The organism is Litoribacter ruber (assembly GCF_018500185.1).
GTDB lineage: Bacteria > Bacteroidota > Bacteroidia > Cytophagales > Cyclobacteriaceae > Litoribacter > Litoribacter ruber.
The window spans coordinates 34,494-46,188 of sequence record NZ_JAHBGI010000004.1 but is presented as its reverse complement, the minus strand read 5'-3'; the positions used below and the strand labels follow the sequence as shown (position 1 = coordinate 46,188).

The 11,695-nt window shown below is 46.6% G+C and carries 7 protein-coding genes and 1 tRNA gene; all 8 read left to right on the top strand.

The window, feature by feature from the left end; translation table 11 throughout:
* The first annotated feature begins 54 nt into the window (after positions 1–54).
* Positions 55–1,395, top strand: coding sequence for a dihydroorotase (locus KIH41_RS06735; protein ID WP_214161952.1), 1,341 nt, complete (start codon positions 55–57; stop codon positions 1,393–1,395).
* A gap of 82 nt (positions 1,396–1,477) precedes the next feature.
* Positions 1,478–1,553: transfer RNA gene (locus tag KIH41_RS06730), tRNA-His, on the top strand.
* Between the two features lie 354 nt (positions 1,554–1,907).
* The gene (locus KIH41_RS06725) at positions 1,908–3,824 is read left to right on the top strand and encodes an amylo-alpha-1,6-glucosidase (RefSeq protein ID WP_214161951.1); all 1,917 of its coding nucleotides are present in this window, start codon (positions 1,908–1,910) and stop codon (positions 3,822–3,824) included.
* 59 nt (positions 3,825–3,883) lie between these two features.
* Entirely contained in the window at positions 3,884–5,164 is a 1,281-nt protein-coding gene (locus tag KIH41_RS06720) for a glycosyltransferase family 4 protein (RefSeq protein WP_213943355.1), read from the top strand.
* A gap of 3 nt (positions 5,165–5,167) precedes the next feature.
* Complete coding sequence (locus KIH41_RS06715) at positions 5,168–6,373, top strand: glycoside hydrolase family 57 protein (protein WP_214161950.1); 1,206 nt, start codon at positions 5,168–5,170, stop codon at positions 6,371–6,373.
* A gap of 257 nt (positions 6,374–6,630) precedes the next feature.
* Positions 6,631–9,597 carry a SusC/RagA family TonB-linked outer membrane protein gene (locus KIH41_RS06710; RefSeq protein WP_214161949.1) on the top strand — a complete coding sequence of 989 codons (2,967 nt, stop codon included), beginning with the start codon at positions 6,631–6,633 and terminating at the stop codon, positions 9,595–9,597.
* 18 nt (positions 9,598–9,615) lie between these two features.
* Positions 9,616–10,992 carry a RagB/SusD family nutrient uptake outer membrane protein gene (locus KIH41_RS06705; RefSeq protein ID WP_214161948.1) on the top strand — a complete coding sequence of 459 codons (1,377 nt, stop codon included), beginning with the start codon at positions 9,616–9,618 and terminating at the stop codon, positions 10,990–10,992.
* Positions 10,993–11,125: 133 nt separating this feature from the next.
* Complete coding sequence (locus KIH41_RS06700; RefSeq protein ID WP_214161947.1) at positions 11,126–11,629, top strand: RidA family protein; 504 nt, start codon at positions 11,126–11,128, stop codon at positions 11,627–11,629.
* Positions 11,630–11,695 lie beyond the last annotated feature (66 nt).

The window sequence follows — 11,695 nt, the reverse complement described above, 5'->3', positions numbered from 1 at the left end:
GATACAATTTGAGAAATATTAAAAGCAGAAATTCCATAAGTAAGTTCAAAACCTATGAAAAGCATCTTAATAACAAATGCAAATATAGTAAATGAAGGACAGATATCCCTAGGAGACGTATTGGTAAGGGACGGGCTCATCTTTGTAGCCGGGGGTGACCTCAGCGAGCATGAAGCCGACATCCATATTGACGCCAAGGGCAAATACCTCCTCCCGGGCATCATTGACGACCAGGTGCATTTCAGGGAGCCGGGACTTACCCATAAAGCAGATATCAAAACAGAAAGCAGGGCCGCCGTGGCCGGAGGGATCACTTCCTACATGGAAATGCCCAATACCGTCCCCCAGTCCACCACCATTGAACTGCTGGAGGAGAAATATAAAATCGCTTCCCAAACTTCCCTGGCCAATTACTCTTTTTATCTGGGGGCCACCAATGACAACCTGGATGAACTGTTGAAAGTAGACCCCCAGAATGTTTGTGGAATAAAAGTTTTTCAGGGCTCCTCCACCGGCAATATGCTGGTGGACAATCTGGAAACTTTGGAAAAGATCTTTGAAAAAAGCCCCATCTTAATCGCCACCCACAGCGAAAATGATGATATCATCAGGGCCAATTTTAAAAAATACCAGCAAGAATTTGGGGAAGATATCCCCATCAAATACCACCCCTTGATCCGTTCGGCAGAAGCATGCTATGATGCCTCGAAGAAAGTAGTAGACTTGGCGCGTAAACACGGAACAAAGTTGCACATCCTCCATATCAGCACCGCCAAAGAGGTCAGTCTATTTGACAACACCATTCCTTTGGAAGAAAAAAGAATCACTGCAGAGGCCTGTGTGCACCATTTATGGTTTACCGATGAGGATTATGATGAAAAAGGCACGCTCATCAAATGGAACCCTGCGGTAAAAAGTGCCGCCGACCGAGATGAAATCCTCAAAGGCGTACTGGACAACCGAATCGATGTGATCGCCACCGACCATGCCCCCCACACCAAAGAGGAAAAAGCCAACAAATATGCCAATGCCCCATCAGGAGGTCCCTTGGTTCAGCACAGCCTAGTGGCCATGCTGGAAATGTACCATCAGAAGAAAATCAGCCTGGAAGCCATAGTCCAGAAAATGTGTCACCATCCTGCTATTCTTTTCGAAGTGGAAAAACGGGGCTATATCCGTCCAAGCTTCCATGCCGACTTGGTATTGGTGGACCTGGACAACCCATGGGAAGTAACAGCCGAAAACGTGCTTTCCAAATGCGGCTGGTCACCTTTTGAAGGACAAACTTTCAAGTCAAGAGTGACCCATACGATCGTTTCCGGGCACTTGGCGTACGAAAACGGCATATTTCATGAAGAGAAAATGGGAGAAAGATTAAAATTTTCAAGAAAATAACTTCCTGGCTATTGCATCGAATATATCAAAATACTACCTTTGCAATCCATTCAGGAAACAGTTTCTGAAAAAGACTTCAAACGGTGGTTGTAGCTCAGCTGGTTAGAGCGCTGGTTTGTGGATCCAGAGGTCGCCGGTTCGAACCCGGTCTTCCACCCTAAACCCCTTGACGACTCAAGGGGTTTTCTTTTTTCAGCCCGGCAATTAATTTTGTTGGCATTTTAATTGTTCTCTGTGACTTAAATTAAACCAATAATCGGCAATGTTTACATTATTTAAATCTTCGCCCGTATTTCCCAAGGTGAAACCTGTGGATTTGCGTTTTATTAACCTGTATTTAAACAAGTTCGACGAATCCCTCCGCAATTGGGAGGAACTGCAAAAAGACTCAACATCAGTAGCCCAATAACATTAGACCATCTCCGGATGGTCTTTTTTTTGCGCTTTTGTTTTTCTTTCCCCCACAAAAAGGTATTTTTATGGTTATACAAACAGTATCAAACCACTAACCTATGAGCTACATACACTTTGATAAGACTCAACTTATCAATTTGAATTATTCTTTGGAGAAAGAAATTATCCGGGCCAACAAATCCGGCTGTTACACCAATTCTACCATTATTGGCTGCAACACCAGAAAATATCACGGTCTCCTGGTCGCCCCGCAACCCCAAATAGATTCCCAGCACCATGTAATGCTATCCAATGTCCATGAGACGGTGGTGCAGCACGGAGCCAGTTTCAACCTTGGAATTGCCAAATACCCGGGCACTTATTCCCCGCGCGGACATAAATACCTAGAGGATTTTGATACCGAACCCATCCCGAAGCTTACTTATAGGGTTGGGGGTGTTTTGTTGCAAAAGGAAATCATCCTGGATTCCAACCGGGACCGGGTGATGATCAGGTACACACTTTTGGAGGCACACAGCCCTACCAAGTTGAGGCTCCAGCCGTTTTTGGCGTTCCGTGGCCACCACAGTCTATCCAAGGCCAATACCTATTTAAACAAAAAATATAAAAAAGCTGACCAGGGTGTCGTGTTTAGGCTATACGATGCCTACGATCCACTTTATTTACAGCTTTCGAAGAAAAATGAATTTGTGCCCGCCCCGGATTGGTATTACGACATTGAGTATATCCGCGAAAGGGAAAGGGGCTATGATTATCATGAGGATCTCTATGTGCCAGGTTATTTTGAGGTAGAGATCACCAAGGATGAGCCCGTTATATTTTCGGCGGGTCTCCAGGAAGCCAAAGCGGCCACCAGAAAACAGTCCTTCGAAAAAGAAGTAGCCAGAAGGTTCCCGAGAAACAATTTTGCAAACTGCCTTAAAAATTCAGCAGGCCAATTTATTGCCAAAAGGGATGGAAAAACCCATGTCATTGCAGGCTTCCCCTGGTTTGGCTGGTGGGGCAGGGATACATTTATAGCAGCACCAGGCCTCACCCTTACTTTGGGCCAAAAAGAAACCTTCCTTGAAATCATGGAAACCATGACCAGAGACATGAAGGGCCCCTTATTCCCCAATGTGGGTAGCGGTGTGGATACCAACATGAATTCCCTGGATGCGCCGTTATGGTATTTTTGGGCATTGCAGCAATATGTCATTTTCACTGAAGACGAAGCTACAATCAAGGATAAACACCTCAAATACATGAAGCAAATCATCGATGGCTTCATATCGGGAACTGATTTCAACATTCGTGTATTGGAAAACGGTTTGCTTTGCGGAGGGGAGGAAGGCAAAGCCCTCACCTGGATGGACGCTGTGACCGACGACGGCCCCGTGACACCGAGGATCGGTTGCCCAGTTGAGATCAACGCACTTTGGTACAATGCACTTTGTTTTTACTATTCTCTTTCCGGAGAAGAAAACATTAACGAACTTGCACAAAAAGTCAGAAACTCCTTTGAGGAAAACTTTTGGGATGATCGAAAAGGTTATTTGGCAGATGTAGTCAATGGAGAGGAGAAAGATTGGTCCATCAGGCCCAATATGATTTTTGCCACCTCGCTGCCTTTCAGAGCCCTATCTGACTTTCAAAACGATTCAATTCTGGAAACGGCCCGGGCAAAACTGCTTACCACCCGCGGATTGAGAACCCTTGCCCCTGACGATCCCCGTTACAAAGGATATTATCAAGGCAATCAGTATCAACGGGACAACGCATACCATCAAGGCACAGTTTGGCCCTGGTTGCTCGGTCATTTTATGGAAGGCTATCTACGCATCCACGGAGATAAAGGCAAAAACCTTATCGAAAAAACCATCACGGCTTTTGATGAGGTGATGACCCAATATGGCGTGGGCACCGTCGCGGAAATCTACGACGGCGATCCGCCCCACCGTCCAAAAGGAGCAATATCCCAAGCCTGGAGTGTGGGAGAAATGCTCAGGATGATGCATCTAGTCAATAAACTTTAATTTTTTGAATCCCCTTGCCACCCTCAAGGGCATTCATGGAGCCACTTAACCCGAAACGCATGAAAGTATTAATGTTTGGTTGGGAATTTCCGCCTCATATATCCGGAGGACTCGGTACCGCATGTTACGGTCTGGTCAAAGGGATGATGCACAATAACCAAGAAATTATTTTTGTTGTACCCAAACTCTGGGGCGATGAAGATCCGGTAGCTGATTTTGTCAATGCCAGTGACATTGAAATCGACTATCGGGAGAGGAGATTTCAAGAGGTCTGGAAAAATCTCACGTATATGGAGGTCAGCTCTTTCCTTGTCCCCTACTTGGGGCCCGAAGAATTCACCAAATTCACTGATTATAGTGAACATGACCATTTTGATGTAGAGGATAGTGTATTTGCCCAAAAATATTCCTTCAGCGGAAAGTATGGAAAAGACCTGTTTATGGAAGTTTCGCGCTATGCACTGGTAGCGGCTCAAATCTCCAAGAACAAGGACCACGATATCATACATGCCCACGACTGGCTGGCCTTTCCTGCGGGGATTGCAGCCAAGCAGATCAGCGGCAAACCACTGATCGCACACGTTCACGCCACGGAATTTGACCGATCTGGTGAGCATGTCAACCAGAAAGTTTACGATATAGAAAGGGCTGGAATGGAAGCTGCCGACCACATTTTGGCTGTCAGCCAGCTGACCAAAAACACCATTATCAGCCGTTACGGGATTTCTCCTGACAAAATCACCGTGATTCATAACGCGGTGATGGACACCAGCATCATACAGCACAACGCGCGAAAAAAAGTCCCCGAAAAAATCGTGACCTTTCTCGGAAGGGTTACTTTCCAAAAAGGACCGGAATACTTCATTGAAGCCGCAAACAAAGTAATAAAACGTGATCCCAATGTCAGGTTTGTGATGGCGGGATCGGGCGATCTCCTCCACAGGATGATCTCACGGGTGGCCGAGCTCCGCATCAGCACCAAATTCCATTTCACCGGATTTCTAAAAGGTGCCGATGTGGATGAAATGTTTGCCATTTCGGATGTGTATGTGATGCCATCTGTTTCCGAACCTTTCGGGATTTCACCCCTAGAGGCGGTGAGGCACAATACCCCGGTGATTATATCCAAGCAGTCGGGGGTGGCAGAGGTATTGCACAATGCGATCAAGGTGGACTTCTGGGATATCGATTCCATGGCGGACTCCATCTTTGCCCTGCTTCATTACGAAGGCATTTCCAGGATGTTCAAGGAACTTGGAAGTCAGGAATTAAAGAAATTAAAATGGGAACATGTGGCCAAAAAAGTCATAGACACCTATAAAACCACTATAAATCAATAACCTATGAGAACCATTTGTTTTTATTTTCAAGTACACCAACCTTACCGACTCAAACCCTACAGATTTTTCGACATCGGTGAAGACCACGATTATTACGATTCTTTTGGGAACAAAAATATAATGAGGAAGGTGGCCGAAAAATGCTATCTGCCTATGAACGCCCTACTTCTTGAGCTTATCGAGCAACATCAGGGCAAATTCAAAGTCTGCTTCTCCATTTCGGGAACAGCCCTCGACCAATTTGAGCAGTATGCACCCGATGTCTTGGAAAGCTTTCAGAAACTTGTCAAAACGGGCCATGTAGAGCTTCTAAATGAAACCTACACCCACGCCCTTTGCGCACTGAAAAGCAAGGAGGAGTTTCATGACATGGTCAAGAAGCACCAAAAGAGGATCAAGGAACTTTTTGACGGCTATACCCCCACAGTATTCAGGAATACGGAATTGATCTACTCCGACACCATTGGGGAAATGGTTGCCGAACTTGGCTACAAGGCTATCTTGACAGAAGGTGCCAAGCATATTTTGGGATGGAAGAGCCCTAATTATGTCTATGTGAATGCCATCGAGCCCAAACTTAAAGTGTTGCTAAAAAACTTCCGACTCAGCGATGATATAGCCTTTAGGTTTTCCGAAAGAAGCTGGGCGGATTGGCCGCTCACTACAGAAAAATTTGTAGACTGGATCAACCAAATCCCGCCGGAAGAAGAGGTGATCAACCTGTTTATGGATTACGAGACCTTTGGGGAGCACCAATGGGCTGAAAGCGGTATCTTTGATTTCATGAGGCATCTACCCGAGGCGGTAATGAAATACTCCAATTACACCTTCTCCACGCCTTCTGAAGTGGCAGAAAACATCCCACCTGTAGGCAAAATCCACGTCCCTACCCCGATTTCTTGGGCGGATGAAGAACGTGACCTTACCGCCTGGTTGGGCAACGACCTGCAGGATGAGGCCTTTGACAGGCTTTATGAATTGGAAGAACTGGTAAATACCTCTGACGATCCGGACATTCAGAGGGACTGGAAATATCTTCAGACCAGTGACCACTTCTACTACATGTGTACCAAGTTCTTCGCCGATGGGGACATTCACACCTATTTCAGCCCTTACGAGAATCCTTATGAGGCATTCATCAATTATATGAATGTTCTGAGCGATTTCATGCTAAGGCTGAAAAACGTGAAAGTGGAAAGCAAATCGTAATCACATCTCCACAACTTACAAATCACCTTCGGAAATTTCGAAGGTGATTTTTTTTATCCCCCTTAACCGTCTGACCTATTGGTTTTTACCTCAATAAAACCATTCAAATCAAAAAACAACCTAATTTAGCTACTTTTTCACCAATAGCAGGAATAACAAAATTTTTATTGTCTCTATATCAATATAATAATTTACAATTTAATTATATTTAGTATAGAGTACCACTATATATTCCATATTCAAACACTTATACTAACATGAGAGAAATCTACAAATTATTCTCAGCCATGGTCCTTTTCCTGCTGACAACGGGAGGGGTATGGGCGCAGTACACTGTCACCGGGTCGGTGGTAGATGAACGCACAGGAGAACCGTTGATTGGGGCAAACATCCTGATCCGGAACACCACACAGGGTACCGTCACGGATATTGACGGGAATTTCAGCCTGAATGTATCCACAAATGAGGATGTCAGCTTGGCTATTTCCTCCTTAGGCTATTTAAGCCAAAACTTTACCGTTAGCCCCACCAACACGACTTTAAATGTTAGGCTGCGGGAAGATGCCACCAATTTGGAGGAAGTGGTGATTACAGGTCTTGCCTCCAACGTCAAGCGATCCAACCTGGCCAATGCCGTAAGTTCGGTTTCTGCCAGGGAGCTTACCGGGACCACCACCATTCAAACCACGGATGGGGCTCTTTACGGAAAAGTGGCCGGAGCCACCATCCGGTCCAACGGCGGTGCTCCAGGCGGAGGGATGTCCATCCAATTGAGGGGTATTTCCTCCCTTACCGGCGCTTCCCAACCCCTGATAATCGTGGATGGGGTGTATATCAACAACTCCTTCCAACGAACGGGCCGTGCTACCGTATCTGGAGCAGGCGCATCCAATCAGGATGATGGAGCAAATAGGTTGGCAGATTTAAACCCTAATGACATCGAATCAATTGAAGTCCTCAAAGGTCCGTCTGCCGCCGCAATCTACGGTACCCGGGCCAATGCCGGGGTAATAATAATCACCACCAAAAGAGGTGCAGAAGGCAGAACGAGAGTTTCATTCTCCCAGGATGTGGGATTTGCAACACCTTTAAGATTGCTGGGCGTGGATGATTGGAGTGAGGATAAAATCAACTTCTTCTTCCCCGAGGCCCGACGGCCAATTGAATTGGAGAGATTCAGACAGGGTGTGCGGATAGATTACGAGGATTATTTCTATAACAACACCGCCCTGTTGACCAATACAAGGTTAAATGTGAGCGGCGGTACAGACAAGACCAAGTTTTTCATTTCGGGAAACATCACCAATGAGGATGGTACAGTAAGAAACACAGGTTTTGAAAGATACTCTATAAGAGCAAATATCGACCATAAGATCACCAACTCGATCAAACTGGGGGTTTCCTCCAATTATATCAAATCCGATACGGACAGGGGTTTCACCGGCAACCAGAACAACTCCGGCGCCTCTATTGGGTATAGCATCGCCTATGTGCCCAACTATTTTGACCTGAGACCCGACGCAAATGGAATCTATCCGGTCAACCCGTATTTCTCGGAAAACCCTGTGGCAGTAACCGATCATGCGGTCAATAATTCGGATGTCAACCGCTTTATCCAGGCCTTCACATTGGATATTGATTTATTCAAGACCAGCAGAAGTTTCCTTAAAGCCCAGGTAGCTGGGGGTGTTGACTTCCTCCAAAATACCACGTTGGTATACCTGCCCGAGTTCCTTCAGTTTCAAAGAGGCCAAGCTAATCCCGGGGATGCACTTTGGGGCAAGCAGGAAAGCTTGAACACCAACTTCCAAGCTGCGTTGGTCTACAATTGGAACTTGGGTAGGGTCAATATGAACTCCCAAGCAGGCTTGGTCCGCCTGGACTTTAAAAATGATGCCCTGTTCAACAGAGGCCGCGGACTGGCTCCGGGCCAAAGAAACCTTCAGCAGGCCTCCGTTCAAGAAATCAACCAGCAATTCTTCAGTGAGGTGCAGGAGGCGGGTGTTTTCTTGCAGCAAGAAGCCAACTTTGATGACAAAATCATCGGTACTGTCGGTATAAGATGGGACAAATCCACCCTCAACGGTGACCCCAACCTATTCTACGCCTTCCCTAGGGCTTCATTGGCGGTTAATTTGACCAATTTTGATTTCTGGAACCCAACAGTGGTTTCACAGTTGAAGCCCAGAATAGCCTATGGCGAAACTGCCGGCCCGGTTGCTTTTGGAAACACCTTTACCCCTCTGGAGGGAGCCAATATCGGTGGACTGTTAGGTTCGGTGGTATCCCCTCAGATCGGAAACCGTCAAATTCGCCCAGAAACAGCTCAGGAACTTGAATTTGGTTTGGATGCCAATTTCTTCAACAATAGAATTGGTTTTGAAGCAACCTATTACATCAAAAATACCCAGAACAACATTCAAAACCTGAATCTTGCCCCATCCACTGGGGTAATCATTACTCCTAGCAATGAGGCTGAGCTTCAGAACAAGGGTATTGAATTGGCCCTATTTGGGACTGTGGTGGACAAGGCGAATTTCCGTTGGTTTTCCCGAGTACTTTATTGGCAGAACAGGGTGAATCTAACTCGACTTGGCATCCCAACTTATACTGCAGGAGCCTTTGGTAGTGCATTGGGTACTTTCTTGTATGCTGAGGGATATGCTCCTACGACCATTGTCGGCACCCCAGCGGACCCAAGCATCCCAGGTGGATTTACGGTTTGGGGCAACGCCCAGCCGGATTTCAATATGTCCTTCTATAACTCTTTTAACATCGCCAGAAATTTTGAGCTTTCTTTTCTAGTGGATTGGAGACAAGGGGGTGACAACATCAACCTTACTTCTTTCCTCACTGATGGTGGTGGCACCACAAGGGGCTGGTTTAACGATGACACAGGAGATGGAATTCCAAACGGACGTCAAAGACCCCCTGCCCCCTACAACAACGCAGGCCGTTGGGTTCAGGATGCCTCATTCGTTAAAGTAAGGGAAGTAGGTTTATTCTACACTGTTCCAAAAGCAACGGTAAGCCAGGCATTTGGGGGAGCCATAGAAAATATCAGGGTGGGAACTTCTGCAAATAACCTGTTCCTCTTCACCAAATATGAGGGCTATGACCCCGAAACATCAACCTTTGGAGCCCAAGCAGTGGCCAACAACGTTGACATTGCCCCATATCCAACACCAAGAAGGATATTCTTCCATTTGACAGTTGATTTTTAAACCACTAAGAAGAAACACATGAAAAATACAAATAAAATCCTTGGGGCGCTGGCCATGTCAGCATTGATACTCGGCTGCAACCCTTTACAACTTGACACCATTGATGACCCTAACAACCCATCAATTGAAAGCGTGTCGTCAAATGCCTCACGGGAACAGATTCAGTTCCTATTGACAGGTCTTGAATTCAGACACCGGGGTTACGTCACCAATGTCTCCCAGGCCTGGAATACATTTGGCCGAGAAGTATGGTACTTGAATGCATCTGACCCTAGATTCCAAACCGACTGGCTGGGCCAAGCAGGCAGAACCCCGGACCGTTCCTACTTTGGATTTGGAAACACAGGCGCAGGTTCTTGGGCGGCCCCCTACCAGGCAATCAATCAGGCCAATGTACTGGTGACCGCCGCGGGCAATACAAATGTACTCTCACCTGAGGAAACCAGTGCGGTGACCGGCTTTGCAAGAATGATCCAGGGGTATCAATTTATGATCCCGGCCAATTTTGTATATGACAACGGAATCCGCATAGATGTGACTGCCCCCTTGAACCCCGGACCATTTGTCAACTATGATGTGGCCCTAGACCATGTAGCCAATTTGTTGGAACAGGCTGAATCAAGCTTTGCTGCTGCCGGAGCAGGTGAGTTCCCCTTCACCTTGACGAGTGGGTTTGCTGGTTTCACCTCTGTACCAGCTATAAGACAGGTAAACCAGGCCATCTTGGCCAGAGCCAATGCCTACCGCAACAATTGGCAGGGAGTGCTTACCGCTTTGGAGGGATCATTCATGAACATGAGCGGGAACCTTCAGGCAGGTCCTGCCCACCCATTCACCGGTCCGCCAGATGCCTTTAATCCACTGTATTATGTGCCGGATGCAGCGGTGAATACCATCATTGTGGTGCATCCCTCGGTATTGGCTGATGCAACACCTGGAGATTTGAGGGTGGCCAATAAGTTTTTCGAAAGGGAAATTCCCGTTACCATAACCACTGATGCCACTCCGTTGGTGGGTACTCACCAGGATGCACGCTGGCCGACCAACACCGCACCGATTCCTTTTATCCGTAACGAAGAACTCATACTTTTGAAAGCGGAGGCCCACGCAAACCTTAGCCAACCAGAGCTGGCCGTGGAAGCGATCAACGTTATCCGGAACGCTGCGGGAATCGGGGCTTACACTGGACCAACTGACCAGGCGTCGCTGATTAGTGAAATCCTCTACCAAAGAAGATATTCGCTATGGGCCGAACCTTGGGGGCACAGGTGGATTGACACTAGAAGGTATGACCGTCTGGATGAAATCTCCACAGCTTTCGACCAGGGTACTATTTTCAGACAGTTTCCCCACCCACAGGCAGAACTCAACTGGGATCAATATGTAGGAAATTGATAATAATTAATTCCAATTGCAGAGGGGCTGATTATTTCAGCCCCTTTTGCTTTAATACCAGTCTTCGGTTTCCCCATAGCATCATTACAAATAATCCCCTATCTTTAACCATGTTTCACCAAAACTTTTATCCATGAACAGACTTTACCCAACCTCCATATTTCTATTGGCAATAATGCTATTTGTTTCCTGCCAGCAAACCTCTACCTATCAGGACGAAAAGAAAATCAAACGCTATGACAGACCCGAGGCCAGTATCCTGAAAGGTGTTTACATTCCGGATGGCGCTGAGTATTTTTATACCTCCGGCATGGTCGCGCCCGTGAAGGCTGAAAATGCGGAAGCGGGAACTTACCAACGGTATGGCGACACACGTGAGCAGAGCTTGGGGATCCTCAACAGGATAAAGGAAACCTTGGAAGAAGGCGGGTTTGCCATGGAGGACGTGGTTTTCCTAAGGGTTTACCTTGCACCTGATAAGGATGGAAAAATAGACTGGGATGCCTGGTTCGATGCCTATGGAGAATATTTCAACAATGATGAAAATCCAAACAAGGTGGCCCGTTCTACCATCGCAGTACATTCACTGGCAAATCCTGAACTTTTGATCGAAATCGAAGCAGTAGCCGCCAAATAAAAAAAGCCTTCCGAAAATCATTCGGAAGGCTTTTTTTATTAAGTTATTCTATAAACTCTCCGTAGA

What these genes read in the sequence shown, in the direction of transcription:
- KIH41_RS06735 (WP_214161952.1), top strand. Translation starts at nt 55, where the DNA reads ATGAAAAGCATCTTAATAACAAATGCAAATATAGTAAATGAAGGACAG.
- KIH41_RS06725 (WP_214161951.1), top strand. Translation starts at nt 1,908, where the DNA reads ATGAGCTACATACACTTTGATAAGACTCAACTTATCAATTTGAATTAT.
- KIH41_RS06720 (WP_213943355.1), top strand. Translation starts at nt 3,884, where the DNA reads ATGAAAGTATTAATGTTTGGTTGGGAATTTCCGCCTCATATATCCGGA.
- KIH41_RS06715 (WP_214161950.1), top strand. Translation starts at nt 5,168, where the DNA reads ATGAGAACCATTTGTTTTTATTTTCAAGTACACCAACCTTACCGACTC.
- KIH41_RS06710 (WP_214161949.1), top strand. Translation starts at nt 6,631, where the DNA reads ATGAGAGAAATCTACAAATTATTCTCAGCCATGGTCCTTTTCCTGCTG.
- KIH41_RS06705 (WP_214161948.1), top strand. Translation starts at nt 9,616, where the DNA reads ATGAAAAATACAAATAAAATCCTTGGGGCGCTGGCCATGTCAGCATTG.
- KIH41_RS06700 (WP_214161947.1), top strand. Translation starts at nt 11,126, where the DNA reads ATGAACAGACTTTACCCAACCTCCATATTTCTATTGGCAATAATGCTA.